Source organism: Peptostreptococcus sp. MV1, assembly GCF_000758885.1.
Lineage (GTDB): Bacteria > Bacillota > Clostridia > Peptostreptococcales > Peptostreptococcaceae > Peptostreptococcus.
This window is the reverse complement of sequence record NZ_JRNB01000001.1, coordinates 44,301-63,703: the sequence shown is the minus strand read 5'-3', so window position 1 is coordinate 63,703 and position 19,403 is coordinate 44,301. Positions and strand designations below refer to the sequence as shown.

Annotated in this window: 16 protein-coding genes; 2 read left to right on the top strand and 14 right to left on the bottom strand. The window is 36.2% G+C overall.

Annotated features, from left to right (window positions below):
• Positions 1–74 precede the first annotated feature (74 nt).
• From miaA to HMPREF1639_RS00195, 13 genes are all read right to left on the bottom strand, one after another.
• Positions 75–1,007: a tRNA (adenosine(37)-N6)-dimethylallyltransferase MiaA gene (gene miaA / locus HMPREF1639_RS00255; protein ID WP_036761981.1), complete on the bottom strand. Its 933-nt coding sequence runs from the start codon at positions 1,005–1,007 to the stop codon at positions 75–77.
• Positions 1,008–1,033: 26 nt separating this feature from the next.
• Positions 1,034–3,064, bottom strand: a complete 2,031-nt coding sequence (mutL, locus tag HMPREF1639_RS00250) for a DNA mismatch repair endonuclease MutL (protein WP_036761980.1) — start codon at positions 3,062–3,064, stop codon at positions 1,034–1,036.
• A gap of 9 nt (positions 3,065–3,073) precedes the next feature.
• Entirely contained in the window at positions 3,074–5,806 is a 2,733-nt protein-coding gene (gene mutS, locus HMPREF1639_RS00245) for a DNA mismatch repair protein MutS (RefSeq protein WP_036761976.1), read from the bottom strand.
• Positions 5,807–5,994: 188 nt separating this feature from the next.
• The gene (locus HMPREF1639_RS00240) at positions 5,995–6,720 is read right to left on the bottom strand and encodes an ABC transporter ATP-binding protein (protein ID WP_036761975.1); all 726 of its coding nucleotides are present in this window, start codon (positions 6,718–6,720) and stop codon (positions 5,995–5,997) included.
• Complete coding sequence (locus HMPREF1639_RS00235) at positions 6,695–7,717, bottom strand: ABC transporter substrate-binding protein (RefSeq protein ID WP_036761969.1); 1,023 nt, start codon at positions 7,715–7,717, stop codon at positions 6,695–6,697. Before HMPREF1639_RS00235 ends, HMPREF1639_RS00240 begins: the two co-directional genes overlap by 26 nt.
• Positions 7,718–7,719: 2 nt before the next feature.
• Entirely contained in the window at positions 7,720–8,481 is a 762-nt protein-coding gene (locus tag HMPREF1639_RS00230) for an ABC transporter permease (protein ID WP_036761966.1), read from the bottom strand.
• Positions 8,456–8,746, bottom strand: coding sequence for an MTH1187 family thiamine-binding protein (locus HMPREF1639_RS00225; protein ID WP_036761962.1), 291 nt, complete (start codon positions 8,744–8,746; stop codon positions 8,456–8,458). Before HMPREF1639_RS00225 ends, HMPREF1639_RS00230 begins: the two co-directional genes overlap by 26 nt.
• Before the next feature lie 223 nt (positions 8,747–8,969).
• The gene (locus HMPREF1639_RS00220; RefSeq protein WP_036761960.1) at positions 8,970–9,572 is read right to left on the bottom strand and encodes an NUDIX hydrolase; all 603 of its coding nucleotides are present in this window, start codon (positions 9,570–9,572) and stop codon (positions 8,970–8,972) included.
• A gap of 272 nt (positions 9,573–9,844) precedes the next feature.
• Entirely contained in the window at positions 9,845–10,411 is a 567-nt protein-coding gene (locus HMPREF1639_RS00215) for a recombinase family protein (RefSeq protein ID WP_036761958.1), read from the bottom strand.
• A 385-nt stretch (positions 10,412–10,796) separates the two neighbouring features.
• Positions 10,797–12,416, bottom strand: coding sequence for an ABC-F family ATP-binding cassette domain-containing protein (locus HMPREF1639_RS00210; RefSeq protein WP_036761957.1), 1,620 nt, complete (start codon positions 12,414–12,416; stop codon positions 10,797–10,799).
• Between the two features lie 150 nt (positions 12,417–12,566).
• Entirely contained in the window at positions 12,567–13,940 is a 1,374-nt protein-coding gene (locus HMPREF1639_RS00205) for an NCS2 family permease (RefSeq protein ID WP_036761955.1), read from the bottom strand.
• Between the two features lie 50 nt (positions 13,941–13,990).
• Positions 13,991–15,244 (bottom strand): sensor histidine kinase, encoded by a 1,254-nt coding sequence (locus HMPREF1639_RS00200; RefSeq protein WP_207640733.1) that lies wholly within the window; start codon positions 15,242–15,244, stop codon positions 13,991–13,993.
• Complete coding sequence (locus HMPREF1639_RS00195) at positions 15,234–15,908, bottom strand: response regulator transcription factor (protein ID WP_036761952.1); 675 nt, start codon at positions 15,906–15,908, stop codon at positions 15,234–15,236. The genes HMPREF1639_RS00200 and HMPREF1639_RS00195 overlap by 11 nt, the downstream gene beginning before the upstream one ends.
• 271 nt (positions 15,909–16,179) lie before the next feature.
• Here HMPREF1639_RS00195 and HMPREF1639_RS00190 point away from each other — a divergent pair, with 271 nt between their 5' ends.
• Entirely contained in the window at positions 16,180–16,473 is a 294-nt protein-coding gene (locus HMPREF1639_RS00190) for a Dabb family protein (protein WP_036761950.1), read from the top strand.
• A 172-nt stretch (positions 16,474–16,645) separates the two neighbouring features.
• On the opposite strand, the gene HMPREF1639_RS00185 is transcribed toward HMPREF1639_RS00190, so the two are convergent.
• Complete coding sequence (locus HMPREF1639_RS00185; RefSeq protein ID WP_036761947.1) at positions 16,646–18,916, bottom strand: heavy metal translocating P-type ATPase; 2,271 nt, start codon at positions 18,914–18,916, stop codon at positions 16,646–16,648.
• Positions 18,917–19,112: 196 nt separating this feature from the next.
• On the opposite strand from HMPREF1639_RS00185, the gene HMPREF1639_RS00180 reads away from it, so the two are divergent.
• Positions 19,113–19,313, top strand: a complete 201-nt coding sequence (locus HMPREF1639_RS00180) for a hypothetical protein (RefSeq protein ID WP_036761945.1) — start codon at positions 19,113–19,115, stop codon at positions 19,311–19,313.
• Positions 19,314–19,403 lie beyond the last annotated feature (90 nt).

Genomic DNA, 19,403 nt, shown 5'->3' with positions numbered 1-19,403 from the left:
TCCGTGATTTTTATAAGTCCTACTTATGGAAGCTTGATTCTATATAAGAAGCAAGTGAGTAAGAGGATTTGTGCTTATTTATTTTTTAAAAAATCCTTGATCATACTTATCTGGTCGTTAATTTCACTTATCTCATCAAGGTCAATCCAAAGGGCGTCAGGGTACTTCTTAAACCAGGTTATCTGCCTTTTTGCATACCTTCTAGATGACTGCTTGATCGAGTTTTTGGCATCTTCTAGAGTCACCAGCCCATCAAAATAGTCTAGTACTTCCTTATAACCTATACCCTTCATTGATGTCATGTCCTTTGTATAGCCCTTCTTGTGTAGTTCTTGGACTTCATCTAAGAGGCCATTATCAAACATAAGGTCAACCCTGTAGTTAATACGTTCATAGAGGTGGACCCTATCCCTATTTAATACAATGGTATGGGCCTGGTATTTTTCATTTAATCTTAGGTCTTTTGAAAAATCACCTAGTTCTCCACCAGACCTATATACTTCTATGGCCCTGATGACCCTCTTAGTATTATTTTTGTGGATTCGTTCGGCTGTTTTAGGCGAAATTTCTTCAAGAATTGAATGAAGGTAGTCTATACCCTTTTCTTCCAATATATTTTCAAGCTCTTTTCTTATTTTTGGATCTGATTCTGACTGGCCAAAGTCCATATCGAAGAGGATTGAATTTAAGTATAGGCCTGTACCACCGGTTATTATTGCCAGCTTGTCCCTGGAATGTATATCTTCTATTATGGCTTCTGCCCTGTCCTTGAATTCAGATACTGAAAAATCCTGGTCGGGGTCTATGATATCTATCATATGGTGGACTACTCCATTCATTTCCTGGGGGCTGACCTTGGCACTTCCTATGTCCATATACCTATATATTTGCATGGAATCAGCCGATATGATTTCAGCGTTTAGGATTTTTGCCAACTTGATAGATAGGTCTGTCTTGCCAACTGCAGTTGGACCAGTCAGTATAAGAATTGGTATTTTATTTTCCATATTAGCTCCTTTCTGGGATTAGCCTACTACATCTTTCTCTTAAACATCTTTTCTATATCATACTTGCTGATGGATACCATTACAGGTCTTCCATGTGGGCAGGTATAGGGGTTTTGACACTTCTTCAATGATTCGAGTAGGGCCATTACCTCATTATAGTCTAGCTTGTCATTGGCCTTGATGGCAGACTTGCAAGCTATTTCAGCTATTTCATCATACTTGCTATCATATATACTGTCTTTTTTTGAGGACTTAGCAAAGTCGGAAAACTTGTCTATTAGCTCATAAATGAATTTTTCAGATTCAGGTCTACCAAATGTATTTGGAAGGCCTCTTACGCTTATATTTTTGTGACCAAAGATCTCTACAATAAAGCCATATCTTTCGAATAGGTCAATGTTGCGACTGGCTATCTCCATATCTACTGGTGAAAGATCCATTATTATGGGGTCTAGTAGGTATTGAATCCTGATTGAGTCGGACTTAAAACTCTTCATATACATTTCAAAGCGGACTCTTTCATGGGCTGCGTGTTGGTCCATAAGGTACATCTGCTCACCCTTGGAAAATATGATATATGTGTTGAATAATATACCAATATAGTTAAGATCTTTAAATTCATCTCTTTCATCTTCTTGACCATCCATAAAGGAAAGCTGGCCCTCTTGACTAGGACTTATATGAGTGTCAGTTATTGTATTCATATCTCTAGTGGATTTATATGAATTGGCGCTAGTTTCATCTATATTGATTGATGGATTTTCTTTCCTTACCATATCTAGGGACTTGATATCTTTTAGGTTAATTGCCTGGTCAAGTGGTTTGACATTGGACTCTGTATAGGATTGTCTTACTTCCACAGATTCAGAAACTTCTAGAGGCGATATTTTATCCTCTTTTTGAGAAGGCTCGCCGGACCTAAAGGCCTCTTGTCCATTTTCCCTTACTAGATTTAAGTTTGTTTCCTGCTCTTTTTTCGAATATGAGAAGGAATCAAATGACCTAAATGTATCGTTGGACTCGTAAGTTGACCTTTCAGACTTTTTACTCCTATACCTACCTACTAGGCTATTTTTAAGGAGACTCCCTCTAATATAGTCGCCAAGGTCTTCAAGGATAGGACCCTCGTTATCAAATTTTACCTCCAGCTTGCTGGGGTGAATATTTACGTCTATCTTGGCTGGGTCTATTTCAAGGTTTATAAAATAAACTGGATACTTGTTTATAGGTATGATGTCCTTATAGGCAGAATTTATTGCATTCATTATATTAGGGCTCTTTACATACCTTCCGTTTATAAATATCAATTGGTTGTTCCTATTTGACCTATATATATTGTTGTTGGCTATAAAGCCAGAAATTTTGTAGTAATTGGACTGGTAGTCTATTTTTATCAGGTGGTCACTGACATTCTTCCCATAAATCATACGGATAGTATTGTAGAGGTTACCATCTCCAAGTGTTTCAAATATAGTCTTACCGTTGTTTGTATATTTAATACTGACACCAGGATTTCCTATAGCCAGCTTATTTACTAGGTCAGTAATATTTATACTCTCCGCATGGTTGGACTTTAAAAATTTTCTCCTGGCAGGCACATTGTAGAAGAGGTCCCTTATTGATAGTTGAGTACCTTGTTTTGCACTTGTTGGGCTCTTTGACTCTACTTTGCCACCACTTATAATTAGTCGAGTAGCCATAAGGGCATATTTGGTCTTAGTAACCATATCTACCTTGGATACAGCGGCTATAGAGGCAAGGGCCTCCCCCCTGAAACCAAGTGAATGAAGGCTAGACAGGTCCTCTGCCCTAGATATCTTGCTAGTGGCGTGCCTCAAAAATGCCTTGTTTATATCGTCAGCCTCTATACCAGAACCATTGTCAATAATCTTAATCAGGTCCTTGCCAGCATTTTCTATCTGAATGGAGATACTGCTAGCACCTGCATCAAGAGAGTTTTCAACAACTTCTTTGATGATAGATGATGGCCTCTCTATTACTTCTCCGGCAGCTATTTTGTTTATAGTTGAATCGTCTAATATATTTATCTTAGCCATGGCCACCTCCTAATTCTTACTTATTTTTTTTGCCTTTTTCTGTAACTCGTACATAGTATTCATGATATCCATAGGTGTAGAATTCATGATATCTATATCCAATATCTCTTCAATAAAGACTTTATATGAGTCATTAATTATCTTTAAATTGTCAAATGACTCTGATTTAATTGTAGAAATATGGAATTCTGCTCTTTCGTCTGTTTCTTTAAGCAGATTTGTATCCTTTATTTTACTTGGGGATTTTTGAGCGGGATTTAATAGCGTATCAAAACTTAGTTGTATATCATCTTTGTTTGATTGGTCTATGCTGGCTGAGTTTTCTATATGTTTTTTTTCTAGCTCAGCTAGTATCTGGTCCGCCCTTTCTATCACTTGGTCAGGGAGTTTTGCCAGCTTGGCAACGTATATACCATAACTCTTATCGGCAGCCCCCTGGACAATCTTTCTCAAGAATACCACATCTTCACCATCTTCCTGTACTGAGACAGAGTGATTTTGAATCCTTGGGTACTTGCCTTCAAGGTCAGTTAATTCATGGTAGTGGGTTGCAAACAGGGTTTTGGCACCTATATTTTTATGGATATATTCTACTATTGACCAGGCTAGGGAGATACCGTCATAGGTACTGGTTCCCCTTCCTATCTCATCTAGGATAATCAAACTGTCTTTAGTAGCATTCGATAGGATTTGACTAACCTCATCCATTTCAACCATAAAGGTAGACTGGCCTTGGGCAAGGTCATCACTTGCCCCAACCCTTGTAAAAATGCGGTCTACTATAGGTATATTTGCAGACCTAGCTGGTACAAATGAACCGATATGGGCCATGAGTGTAATAAGGGCAACCTGCCTCATATAGGTAGACTTACCAGACATATTTGGGCCTGTTATAATATTTATCATATTGTCGTATCCAATACTTGTATCATTATCTATAAAGTTCTCTTCTCCGATAATCTGTTCAATTACTGGATGCCTACCACCATCTATATATAATATTCCTTCCTGATTTATGCTAGGTCTCGTATACTTGTACCTATTGGCTATTATTGCATTGGACAAATAGAGGTCTAGTTGGGCTATCTTTGATGCGACAATCTGTATCCTCTCTATGTTTTTATATATTTCGTTACGGATTTCCTTGAAGAATTCATATTCCATAGTCTTTATCTTGTCTTCAGCATTTAATATCTTATCTTCAATTTCTTTTAGCTCAGGTGTAATAAATCTTTCGGCATTTACCAGGGTCTGCTTTCTGATATAGGACTCGTCTATATCCATTTGCACAAGGGCAGCCTTGGTAATTTCTATATAGTAGCCAAAGACCTTGTTATAACCTATCTTAAGAGACTTGGTTCCTGTTTTTTCTCTTTCTCTCTGCTCTATATCCTTTATCATAAAGGCACCATTTTGAGAGATATCTCTCAGCTGATCCAGTTCTTCAGAATATCCTGCCTTTATAACATTTCCATCCTTTATGCCCTGTGATGGGGCATCCATAATTGACTTGTTTACAAGCTCGTATATATCGTCTAGGCAGTCCAAACCACTTATAAAGGATTTTAGACCACTGGCACTAGAATTTGATATGGTTTCTATAATGGACGGAAGGACTCCAATACTGTTTTTTAGGTTGACTAGGTCCTTGGGAGATACCCTATCATAGGCTATCTTGGCACATATTCTCTCTAGGTCAAAAATAGACGATACGGATGTCTTTAGCTCATCTGTCAATATGTAGTCGTCTTTTATCTCCTGAGTGACATCCAGGCGGTGGTCTATCATATCCTTGTTTATAAGGGGTTGTTCGATTTGCTTCTTAAGCATTCTAGACCCCATTGGTGTAGATGTGGCATCTAGGACCTGGAGTAGGCTCCCCTTTTTCTTGTTTGACCTGATTGTTTTAGTCAACTCTAAGTTGATACGGGTAAATAGGTCCAAGACCATATAGTCTCCCGATTGATAGATATTTATTGTATTTATATTGCTATCCTTCATCATCTGGGTTCTAGTGATATAGTTTAGGACAATGGCTAGAGAATATATTATCAAATTATCTTTCCCTAGACCCAGCTTGTCCAGATAGGCCTGGTCAAAGGTATCACCGACTATCTTATCGTCTAGTAGGACCGAATCAAAGTCCTGGTTTAGGTATATGTTGGCCATATCCGATATAGGTGTCAAAGAGGACAAAATATCGTGACTATTTGATATTATCTCACTAGGAAGAATTTTAGCCACCTCGTTTTTTACCTTGTCAATAGGCATCAATGAAGCGTTTAATTCACCTGTACTGATGTCCACATAGGCGATGGAAGCATCCTGACCATGACAGTAGATGGCCATCAAATATTTGTTGGATGTCCTCTCTAGTGAATCATCCTCTAGTAAGGTTCCAGGGGTAACGATCTTTACTACTGCTCTTTTTACCAGTCCCTTGGCAGTTGCGGGATCTTCAACCTGCTCGCCAATTGCAACCTTGTAGCCTGCTTCTACTAGCTTGCTAAGATATGAAGATGCTGAATGATAGGGTACTCCACACATGGGAGCCCTCTCCTCTAGCCCACAGGCCTTACCTGTAAGAGCAATATCTAATATCTTGGATGCAAGCAGGGCATCATCAAAGAACATCTCATAAAAGTCCCCTAATCTATAAAAAAGAATACAATCAGGATATTCATCCTTTGTTTCTAAGTATTTTTTCATCATGGGTGAAAGTTTTTCTCTATCTATATTCATGACTACCTCCGTCTTATTTCTCAATATTTAATTATATCATATTTCAATAAGACTTGACAAAAAACCAACCTGCAAAAGCTATAAACTTTAGGGAGTTAGCATACTTTTGAGGTTGGTCTTTTAAGCACTATTAAATTTTCTATATATGTCCGTCTATACCAAGTGATACAGACAAGATATAGCGAATACTAGGACCTGATTAGGTCCATTATATGGGCCTTTAGCTTGGCCACATTTTCCATGTCACCCTTATCAAAATTATCTGGATAAAGGGAAATTTCTTCCTTGATATGGGCTGGCTTATTTGATACAACATAGATCCTGTCAGCCAGATGAATGGCCTCATCTATATCGTGGGTTATGAGGAAGATGGTTGAATTCATCTTTTTCCTAACTTTTAGAAACCAGTCCTGTATAGAGGCCTTGGTAATAGAATCGAGGGCTCCAAATGGCTCGTCCAAAAGGATGATATCACTTGATGAAAAGTAGGTCCTCATAAAGTTGGCCCTCTGCCTCATACCACCTGACAATTCATGGGGGTACATATTTTCGTAGCCCTCTAGTTCAAATGTCTTGAAGTAGGGTTTTACAAGATCTCTAGCCTTGGTTCTTGACTGGCCTTCTATTATCATTGGCAGGGCAACATTGTCTAGGATGCTTTTGTAGGGTAGCAAGAGGTCCTTCTGATACATATAGCTGAGCTTGCCATCAATTGTAAAATTCCCCGAAGATTGATGGCTGAGTCCTGCCATTATATTGAATATGGTAGACTTACCACAACCACTTGGGCCTACTATAGCTACTAGTTCACCCTCATTTATATAGAGGCTGATATCATCCAAAATTTTTGTATCACCATAGTACTTGCTGATATTTTCAAAGACTATCTTATTTTGCTTCTGGTAAGAATTCATTTGTGAAAGCCTCATCAACATTTAAAGGTTTTTTAATTAGACCATTATCCTGCATGAACTTGGCATAGTTCTTCCATACATCAGCCTTCATTTCACCCCATCTAGGAGCGTCATCCTTGTATAGCTTGGCCAAGTAGTCCTGACTTGCCTTTACTAGGTTCTTGTCAAGTTCTGGAACAGCCTTGCTAAGTATTTCAGCCGCAGCTGCAGGATCCTTGATAGCTTCTTCATAACCCTTGCTAGTTGCCTTCATAAATTTCTTAACTAGGTCTGGGTTTTCCTTTATAGTTTTGTTGTTTGTGATTAGTATTGGTGTGTAGTAGTCTAGGGCTGGGTCTATGTCCTTGATAGGAATATAGTCTAGGTCCATATTCTTTAGCTTGGCCTCTACACCTGTCCATGCCTCGAATATCCAAGCGAAATCTATATTTTTCTTAGTAGCAGTAAAGTAGTCATCCTGACCTATATCTACCCTATTTAACTTGCTAAAGTCTGCACCCTTCTTTTCCATGGCAAGTTTGATGATGGCCTCTTCTGATGGAGAACCCCATCCTCCATATGTCTTGCCTTCAAAGTCCTTGGCAGTCTTGATTTTCTTGTCAGCTGGAGCAGCAAAACCAGATGTATTGTGCTGGATAATTGTAGCTATGGCTTTAACTGGAAGAGGGTCTTTCTCTCTTGTCAATGCATATGTTACATCCTCCTGGTAGCTAACACCAAACTGGGCCTTCTCACTAGCGACTAGTGTTGCTGAGTCACTATCCGATGGCTGTAAAATATCTAAATCTATACCAAGGTCCTTGTAGTAGCCTTTTTCCTTGGCTAAGTATATACCTGTATGGTTTGTATTAGGTGTATAGTCAAGCATTAGAGTTACCTTTTCTAGCTTGTCACCATTTCCTCCCTTTCCTGCATCCTTGCCGTCTGAACAAGCAGACAAACTAGCTATAGCTAGCATACCAACTAAGGCCAATGATAAAATTTTCTTTACTTTCATATTTACCTCCATTTTATAAATATCTTTTTTAATATTGAAATAAGTCCTACAAACAATAAGCTGAATATTACAACTAGTATGGTGCAGGCAAATACCTTGTCAAGGGCGTAGGAACTTTTGGCCCTGACCATATATACACCTAAACCTGCACTACCACCCAGCCATTCTGCAACGGTTGCTGCTACAAAGGCATAGGTAGAAGAAATCTTTAGTCCGGTAAAAAACTTGTCCATGGCCATTGGAAACTTTAGGTGAAAAAAGGTCTTAAACCTATCAGCCTTCATGATTTTGAAGAGGTTTAAAAGGTCCCTATCTATACTATCCATACCGTCCATAAAATTAATCAGCATAGGGAAAAAGCAGGTCAAAATAACACATAAGACCTTGGACTTGATCCCAAACCCAAACCAAATCACCAAAAGAGGTGCTATAGTTATTGTAGGTATCATCTGGGTTACATACATGATAGGTTGGAAACACTTCTTGATAAGGGGCACAAAATCCATAATCATACCAATAAATAGAGAAATAACTACGGAAATAGATAAGCCTATAAGTGTTTCCAATAAAGTAACCCTACTGTGCATGGACAAAACCTGCCAGTCATTGACGAATTCTGTATAAATATCCTGGGGACTAGGCAGTATATAGGAAGGTATGGAAAATTTATCTACAGACACTTCCCATAAAATTATCAAACCTATAAATGTCGCCAATGGATAGGCAAAATTCTTAATCCTATCTGTGGTGTTTAAGCTTTTCATCAATAGATAATCCACCCTTTTTCTGGTCTATCCTAAATATTGTGATGACCCTTTCGCAACCAAGTTCAAATGGAACAAGGTGCACCCTTTTTCCTAAGTCAAAAACAGTATCTAGGTCTCCTTCTACAGTCGTAGAATTGGCACCAATTTCATATTTTAAACCACTCTTTTTTATGAGCTCTATACACTCATCCACTACCTTGTACATTTCTTCCTCATTACCATATGGTCTCAAGGGCATAACTGCGATATCTGCTAATACCATGTCTATCATCTCCTTTTGTATAATAAAAAAAGTCCCACTAGTGTGAGACAAAAAATTCCAACACTGGCATTATCCAATGGGTTTAAGGGTCGAAAAAATTCCTCTCAGCAAAAAGCTCCCCCTTTTAAGTTTTATTCTGTGAAGAGACCAATATACTTTTGCAAATTAATCTCTCCAATCATATATAAGTAATTATAACACAAATATGCAAATTAAAGATAAGTTATATTAGTTTTTTTGAAAAACTGTTTACAATATTGGCTGTAATGCCCCATATAACTGTCTCGCCAATCTTATAAAAAGATACTGGATAGGTGAAACTACCCCAATAGTAAGATCTGGGAATGTTCATTTCGTCAAAGGGAAAGTCATCACCTGGATTAATATTAATTTTATTGTTTAGAACAAGGGGTTCGTTTTTTAGAAAATAACTAATAGGTACTGTAAATAGTCTCTCTACTTCGTCATTTTTAATATCAAGCCTGAAGTCCTTATCAACCTCGGCCAAAAAACAGTGGATTATACCCTTGGCAGCTGCCATATAGGTATCTAATTTATTAATTATGCGAAGTTTGTCTGGACTACAGCACATTTCTTCAGAAAATTCTCTAATAGCTGCATCAAGAGGAGATTCACCATCTTCGACTTGGCCACCGGGAAAAGAAACTTCACCAGGTTGTGCCTTTAGATTTTTATTCCTTACCTGAAATATCAAGTGTTGCTCGTTATTTATATGTATTACTGGTACTACAATCGAATATACTGTATTTTTCATGCCTATAAAGCCAGGTTTTTTATTTTTGAAAATTTTATCTAAATCAAACATGTCCATTCCTCCTCACCTGCTAATTATAGCAGGAAAATATATTCAATGATAGACATTATATACCCATTTTATACAATTATAAAAACACCTTTCAAGTATAAATATCCTAAAAAATGGACTAATTAAGACAGGGTCCTAAATAGTCCATAAAAATTACTGTTAACTGTTAATAGTATAATTACTTTTTGAATTTTAAACTGTATAATTACACGTTCTTTAAATCGTATACACAGGATTAAATATGCTATATACTCTATATAGATACATAGATTTTACCTTACAGTTTGTTTTTTTGCTCTTATAAGTGTACTCTTTGATATACCAGTCAATTCCTCTACCTTCTTGTATGAATAAGAGTTAAGCATATCTAGAGCCTCTTGTATTTGCTCCTGGGTAAACTTCTTTGGTCTTCCTTCTTTAAAGCCACTCGTTTTTTTGGCTTTGTTCTTGCCGGATTGAATTCTCTCTACTAAAAGAGCCTTATCAAAATTATTTACAGCAGATAAGGTATCAAATAATATATTTCCTAAAATTGAAAAATCTATAAGTCCAATATTCAAAATATGAATAGATGCCTGCTTGTTCCTAATAGATGTTATAATATCAATTGCATCACCTATTGAAGTAGCAAACCTATCCAATTGTGTAACAACCAGTATATCTTCCGGTTCTAATAAATCTATAACTTTTTCAAATTCAGGTTTAACATTCATATCAAGTGAGGTTTCTTTGAAAACAATACTCTCAAAATATCTTTCTTTTATAAGATCTTCTTGCTCTTCCAAATAACCAAGTTCTATTTGTTTGCTTGTAGTTGCCCTACAGTAACCATAAATCAAGTACTACACCTCCTTTGATATTCATGTTCATAACTTATGATTTTTATATACCATATCCCAACGAAATCATTATAACATATTTTACCCATAAAATACAATTAATAATATCCAAAAACTGAAAAATATTTTTGAATATTACTAATGAAAAATTGAGAATTTATGACTACAATAAATGACTTAGATTAAAAGTTCATTTATTGTAGTCGTAAGTATTTGATTTTTTAAAATATAAGTCGTAAATCTAGTATATAAACTTGCATAAAAAGTGTCAATAGTTATACTTATAAAATTAAGTGGATTTAATATACATAAAATTTGTGAATAATTATGACGCTTTTGACTTAAACCTTTTATAGCTTTTGATTTAAACCTTTTATAGGAAATGCTACTCTTGGACGATTTTCTTTAATAGGCCTTGTATTTCTTCGCTTTCAATAAAGTCTTCAAAGTCCATCTTCCTGTCTAGGATACCATTCTCACCGATAAATATGATCCTATTAGCTATAGAAGATATAAACTGGTGGTCATGCGATGTAAATAGTAGAACTCCCTTGTAATCTTCTAGAGCCTTATTTACTGAAGTTATAGATTCAAGGTCAAGGTGGTTGGTTGGGTCATCCAATATTAGCACATTGGCATTAGATAGCATCAATTTTGATAGCATACACCTAACCTTCTCTCCTCCACTTAGTACATTGGCTTCCTTGAGGGCCTCATCTCCACTAAATAGCATCCTACCAAGGAAACCTCTAATGTATGACTCACTCTTTTCCTCAGAGTACTGTCTCAACCAATCAACTAGAGATAGGTCGCAGCCATCAAAGTATTCATTGTGGTTCTTTGGCATATAGTCCTGTGAAGTAGTTACACCCCACTTGAAGCTACCTTCAAAGTCAGTATCCTTCTCTGACAGGATATTGAATAGGGCTGTAGAAGCCATATCATCCCCCATAAATACTACCTTGTCGTCATTTTCTAGTCTAAATGATATATCATTCAAAACCTTTACTCCATCTATGACCTTGGTGATGTTGTGGACCTCTAGGACCTCATTACCGATTTCTCTTTCAGGTTTGAAGGCAACGTATGGGTACTTCCTTCTAGAAGGCTGTATTTCCTCTATATTTAACTTTTCAAGCTGCTTCTTTCTAGATGTAGCCTGCTTGGCCTTAGAGGCGTTAGAAGAGAATCTAGCTATAAATTCCTTTAGCTGGGCGATTTTTTCTTCTGCCTTCTTGTTCTGGTCTTTCATCAATTGTAGGGCTAGCTGACTTGATTCATACCAGAAGTCATAGTTACCAGTATACAACTGAATCTTGCCAAAGTCGACGTCTACTATATGGGTACATATAGTATTTAGGAAGTGTCTATCATGGGATACAACTATGACTATTGTCTCATCTAGGCCTATTATGAACTCATTTAGCCACTTTATAGAGGCATAGTCCAAGTGGTTAGTAGGCTCGTCCAGTAGAAGGATTTCAGGACTTCCAAATAGGGCCTGAGCAAGTAGGACCTTGACCTTTTCAGCTCCTGTTAGTTCAGACATAAGTGAATAGTGTAGGTCTTTTTCGATACCTAGTCCCATCAAGATTTTTTCTGCATTTGTCTCAGCATCCCAGCCATCTAGTTCTGCAAATTCACCTTCAAGTTCAGCTGCCTTTATACCATCTTCATCAGAAAAGTCTTCCTTCATATATAGGGCGTCCTTCTCCTTCATAATAGTCCAAAGTCTTTCGTGGCCCATTATTACTGTATCCAAAACAGTAGACTGGTCATATTTAAAGTGGTCCTGCTTTAGGACTGACATTCTTTCCTTTTCTGTGATTGATATTACTCCCGTATTGGGTTCTATTTCTCCTGATAGTATTTTTAGAAAAGTGGACTTTCCTGCCCCATTTGCTCCTATCACACCGTAGCAATTACCCTTTGTAAATTTTAGGTTTACTTCCTTGTATAGCTCCTTGTCGCCAAATCTTAGGCCGACATCAGTTACCTGTAACATATTATCTCCTCTCGTATTTATATCAAATAATTTTTTTCAAGATAAAGGACTATTGAATAAATACATATACAATAGTCCTCGATATTTAATCTATATTTAATTATATCAATTTGACGTTTTTTGTCAATTAATATTTATCCCTGACTAATTTTATAAGAATAATAATTTAATCAAGAATAGAATTCCTAGAATTATCATTACCAAAGAAATCTTTTCTCTTTCTTCAGGCTTAGCAAATATGTTATATATTAAGTTTATCAATACATATGATAGGATACCTATAGTTAAACCATCACCTATACTGTAAGTAAGGGCCATACTGATTACTGTAATAAAGGCTGGAAGACCTTCAGTTACGTTGTGTAGGTCTACTTCACGTAGAGAACTGATCATCAAGTAACCAACATATATAAGGGCTGGTGCAGTTGCACAAGCTGGAATAGCTATAAATATTGGTGAGAAGAACATAGCTATTAGGAATAGTACACCTACAGTAATAGCTGTATAACCTGTCTTGCCACCAGCAAGAACACCTGTAGATGACTCAACATATGTAGTAACAGTTGATACACCTAGTAGGGCACCTATAGTAGTAGCCAATGAGTCAGCTAGTAGGGCTCTACCTACATTAGGAACCTTGCCATCTTCATCAAGCATATTTGCCTTAGAGCAAACACCAACTAATGTACCTACTGTATCGAAGAAATCGACAAACAAGAAAGTACAAACTATAACGAAGAAGTTACCTATGTCTTTTGGATGTGAGAAGAATCCAAAGTCAACCTTACCAGCTATTGGAGCGATTGATTCAAACTTGAAGATACCTGCAGGAAGGAAAATTCCCAACTTAGTTGCCATTTCTGGATTAAGTGCAGCATATATCCAAGCCATAATAGAAGAAACAGCTATACCAGCCAGTATAGATCCCTTCATATTCTTCTTGTCCATTACGCCGATTACAAATAGACCTATAAAGGCAAATATAACGGTTGGTGAAAGATGTCCCATACTAACGAAAGTAGCTTCATTTGCAATGATAAGGCCACATCCCTTTAGACCTATAAAGGCTATAAATATACCAATACCTGCCGTAACACCATGCTTCATATTTAGAGGTATAGAGTTTACTACCGCTTCTCTAACCTTAAATAGTGTCAAGAAAATAAATATTATACCTTCAACAAATACTGCAGTAAGAGCAGTTTCCCATGGAATTCCACCCTTTAATACAACTGTGTAAGCAAAGAATGCGTTCAAGCCCATACCTGATGCAAGGGCGAATGGTAGGTTGGCCATAAATCCCATGATAAAACAACCAAGTGCAGCAGCCAAACATGTAGCGGTTACTAGGGCACCGGCATCCATGCCAGCAGCAGCTAGTGTACTAGGGTTAACAGCTATAATATAAGCCATTGTTAAAAATGTTGTGATACCTGCCAATATCTCTTTTTTCATATTAACATTTTTTTCAGAAAGTAGAGGGAACAAGCCCTGGCTACTAGCAGTTTTCTGGTTTGAATTCATTTAGTACCTCCATAATTCAAAATAAATAATTTGTAAATAATAAAAATATATTAAGAGTTAAATTCTATTCTAAAAACGATAGAATTCTCTCTTGAAAACATTTCATAAGAAAATCCCTGAGTTGAAAGTATCTGTCCCACAAAGAAGAGGCCTAGACCACTACCCCCTGTGTCCCTATTTCTAGAGCTTTCAACCCTGTATAGAGGTTCAAATACATTTTTGAGTTCTTTCTTGCTCAAACTAACTCCAGTGTTTTCTATTGTAAATATTATTTTAGGTTCCTGAAATTTTCTCTTTTGTTCTTCAAGAACTATAATCACTGAATAACCCTCAGGCGTATACTTAATAGCATTACTGATAAGGTTGTTCATGACAGTGACAACACTGTCTTTGTAGGCGTATATATAACCTTTTGATTTCATATTCAAACTAAAGTTTATGCTCTTTTCTTCGTATAAAAACCTATGTTTCTCTGATACAGATTCTATTATATCCGCTAGACATATATAGGACCTATTCAAGGTTGCATCCAAGATTTCCTTCTTAGATAGTTCCATCATTTGGTATACTAGGAGTTTAAGATCTTGGGTAGTATCATAACATTTCTTGAGGTACAAATCCCTGTCCTTGAATTTACCTATATTATAGATCATACCCTCCAATTGCCCACTTATTATGGTTATAGGAGTCTTTAGCTCATGAGAAATAGCACCTATAAATTTTTTTCTTTTAGCTATTTGGTACTGCTCCATATCAATAATTTTTAGTAATGGACTAGTTATAAATTCGGAGTAAATGTACGAACCCAAGAATGATAAGAGTATTACTATTATAATAATCATTGGTGACAGTCCTCTTATAGCATCCGCCGTGTCTTTCATAGGATAAAAAATGGTAGTTATCCTCAGAGTGTGTTCACCCTCTCTATCAGCTACTCGTATTTTTTCAAAAGTGGTTATCTTGTCCAAGTCAAAATTAACCTCTTCGTACTTGTTCATATGAATCAAGAATTCATTTTTTTCATACAAGAGTTTTGAGTCCGGCGACATAAGACTTATGTACATAACATTGCTACTTGATACCTTGTCCAACCTATTCTTAATAGTTTGAAAAGACTTGTTATTGACATCCCTGCAGATATTATCTACTAGCTTGGCAGCATTCTCTTCTTTTTGCCTCTGATAATGAGGTGGTAAGAGCAAGTAGACTAAGGATAAAATCAATATTGCCAATGTTAGGGCCAGTATTGATGTTGTAAAGAATACCTTGGTCTTTATGCTAGTTTTTTCTAACCTAGTTTTCAAGTTTTTCAAGTGTATAACCTATGCCTTTCACAGTCTTTATGTATGGAAGACCAATTTTCTTTCTAATATTCTTTATATGTGCATCGACTATTCTTGAGTCCCCATAATAATCATAGCCCCATATGCTATCTAAAAGGGTTTCTCTAGTAATTACTTGTGGGTATTTTTCTATTAGTTCCTTAAGTATATTAAACTCTTTCAAGGTCAACTCAACTACCCTGTCTTGAACTTTTATAGTATAGGTGTTCAAGTCAAGAGACATATCTTCAAAGTCAAGAGAAGTATTTTTATTTTCGTTTTGACTCCTTTTAAGAACGGCCTCTACCCTCTTTACTAGTAAGTTAAATGAAAATGGCTTGGTGATATAATCATCACATCCAAGTTCAAAACCCTTTATTTGGTCGGATTCATCAGTCAAAGCAGTTAGGAATATTATAGGAATATTGGAAGTATTTCTAATTATCTTGCAAGTAGTATATCCATCTAAATTAGGCATCATTACATCCAAGATAATCATATCGTACTCAGATTCTTTAAACTTTTTAATGCATTCAACACCATTAGTGGCAGTATCAACTATGTAGTTTTTAGCTTGTAAAAATTCAGCCATTAACTCCAATATGTCTTTATCGTCCTCTACAATTAGAATTTTTTGTCTATTCATATCTCTATCCCTTCCCCAAGCTCATTTATCATAGTATTATATCATATAATGATATATGAATCAATTTACTAAATAGACATAGCATCTTTCCATGCATTCTATGAAATAATTATATCAAATTTTATGTCAATATTCAAGTAATAAAGTTCGTTATAATATGAATATTAGTAAAGGAATGTCTGTATATAGTCTTATATTACAAAAAGTATTGGAAATAATAGAACTTTATTATATAATCAAGGTAAATAGAGAATTCAAGAGGAGGTTCATCATGAAGCACATAGTACTGTTCAAATTTGAGGATAGGGATTGCCTAGACAAAGTAGATAGGTTATTGGAAGAAACATACGAAAAATTAGAAAATACACACAAGGTTATAGAAGGCTATAAGTTTTCTATAAATTGTTTAGAAGACAAGGAAAACAATATGGATATAATCCTTTTTGTGGATTTGGCTTCATCTGAGGCACTGCCAGCATATATAAACCATCCAGATCATCAGGAGGTTTTGGCAAAATTAAAGTCTTTAGGCTTAAAGGATAAATCTGTAATAGATATACACTAAGTATTAAGATTAAGATTGAGATATAGAAGTCGAGGTCGGTTTAATTAAAAAGAGCATATAAAAAAGAGCATATAAAAAAGAGGTCAGGCATTCATTTTTACCGACTCCCAAAAATTGGACTTAAAAATCTAACATTTGGGGTCACATCACTAGAATGCCTGGCCTCTATTTATTAAAAGGTCTTAAAATTCCTTAGTCTAAGAGCATTAGATACTACACTGACTGATGACATACTCATTGCTGCAGCTGCTATCATAGGGTTTAGGAGAGGACCTCCGAATAAATAAACAAGTCCCGCTGCAAAGGGTATGCCTATTATATTATAACCAAAGGCCCAACCTAAATTTTGCTTAATATTTTTAATAGTCTCTTTACTCAGTTTGATTGAGTTAGGAACATCCATCAATTTATTTTTCATCAATACTATATCTGCTGATTCTATGGCAACATCTGTACCATTACCTATAGCTATACCTACATCTGCCTGGGCTAGGGCTGGAGCATCATTTATACCGTCACCGACCATAGCTACAAATTCACCCTTAGCCTGAAGTTCTTTGATGACCTGTGATTTTTCTGATGGTAGAACATCCGCCCTGACTATGTCTATTCCAACTTGATTAGCTATTGAAAGAGCAGTTTTTTCGTTGTCACCAGTGATCATTGCAACCTTTATACCCATCTGGTGGAGCTTTTCTATGGTTTCTATACTGTCTTCCTTAATTGTATCAGCAACGGCTATTATGGCCTTAATGTTACCGTCTATAGCCAAGAGAATTGGTGTTTTACCTCTATTTGCATAGTCATCTATCATTGATTCTATACTAGAATAATCTTTATTAAAACCGTAACTATTTATAAGTTTTATGTTACCAAGATGAATTCTGTGGCCATTTATAAGAGCTTCTACTCCCATTCCGGTTATGCTAGTGAAATCTTTGACGTTGTATGTATTTGAACCAATTTTTTGGGCATATTCTACAATAGCCTCTGCTAGAGGGTGTTCAGAATTTGATTCAATTGACCCTGCATATGCCATAACTTCCTTATCGCTCATACCTTTATCTATTATTTTTACAGCAGTTACTTTTGGTTTTCCATTTGTGATAGTACCTGTTTTATCAAAGGCTACAGTACTTATTTTATGGGCTAATTCAAGCGAATCTCCACCCTTTATAAGGATACCATTTTCGGCCCCCCTACCTGTTCCTACCATTATGGCAGTTGGTGTAGCTAAACCTAGGGCACATGGGCAAGCAATCACTAGGACTGATATAAATATGGTAAAGGCGAATTGAAAGCCGGACCTACCAACTAGTAGCCATAGTAGACCAGATGCAAGGGCTATTCCTATAACCGTTGGCACAAAATATCCCGAAATTATATCAGCAAGTTTGGCAATTGGTGCCTTCCTATTTTGGGCATCTTCTACTAGCTTGATGATTTGAGAAAGGGTCGTATCCTTACCTACCTTTTCTACCCTAAACTTTATATATCCATTTTTATTTATACTGGCTCCAGTAACCATGTCACCAATATTTTTTTCAACAGGAATACTTTCACCAGTTAGCATTGATTCATCTATAGCAGTTGAACCATATACAATAGTACCATCTACGGGTATCTTTTGTCCTGGTTTTACGATTACTATATCACCTACTCTTACCCTGTCTATTTCTACCTCCTTTTCGATGCCGTCAACTTCTATTATAGCTGTTTTGGCCTGAAGTTCTAGTAAGGATTTAATTGCTTCAGATGTCTTAGACTTGCTCCTAGTTTCTAGGTGCTTGCCAAGCATTATCAGGGCTACAATCATAGCACATGATTCAAAATATAGGGGTAGGTGGTGGCCGCTAGCTAATATAGTTTCTACAAATCCAGGCTCATAGGCAATTTTAAAGGTATTTATAATACTGTATATAAAGGCAGCAGATGTGGATACTGCTACGAGAGAATCCATATTTGGACCTAGGTGGTATAGGGACTTGAATCCGTTTATATAGAATTTCTTGCCAGCTACCATGACCACTAGAGCTAGGACAGCCTGTACCAAAGCATGATTTAATGGATTGTCATGGGGCGAAATTAGACTAGGTAGCTTAATTCCAACCATAGGCCCCATTGAAATGGTAAACAATATTGCAGCAAATACTATAGCTACCAAGAACCTTTTAAAGCTGCTTGTATCGTCATCTTCCTCGCTAGCCTTGTCTTCTAATTCCATCCTAAAGCCTGCCTTCTCTATGGCAGCCCTTAGATTATCTATACTACATACTTGAGGATCGTATTCAACGCTGGCCTTTTCTGTAGCTATATTTACAAGAGCAGATGAGACTCCGGCAGTCTTTTTCAATGATCTCTCTGCAGACTTTGAGCAGGCTGCACAAGACATACCCAGAACCGTAAAATCTATCTTTTCTATATTTGTATTTTGTTCTATCATAGTCTACCTCCTATATCTAATAGATTCATAATCTCTATTCATAATTATTTTTATTTATATATCTATTATACCCCTATAAGGTATATTAAATCAAGACGCAAAAATAAATATGGAATTTTTTGACTATTTATCTTATAATATATATGTGGATGCTTATGGCCATCCATTTATCTTTAAATAAACGGAGGGATTCTTTATGAGCAAGTCAACGAGAAATTTATTGTTATTTGTAGCCCTATTTTCTGTTTTTTCTTCAGTGAGTGGGTTAATCTACAAATTTATACTGGGTGCAGATATGCCAATGTTTCCAATAATAGGTGGTTTGATATGTGGTTTTGTACTTACCTATCTAGTAACATCATATAATAAGGATGATGACTTTATGCCTAAAAAGTAGTAATTATCTAAAAATAAGGATGATTTTACCCTGATCTTTGCTAAAATGTGAAAATCAGGGTTTTTTATTTAGAATCTTCTATACAGAGTT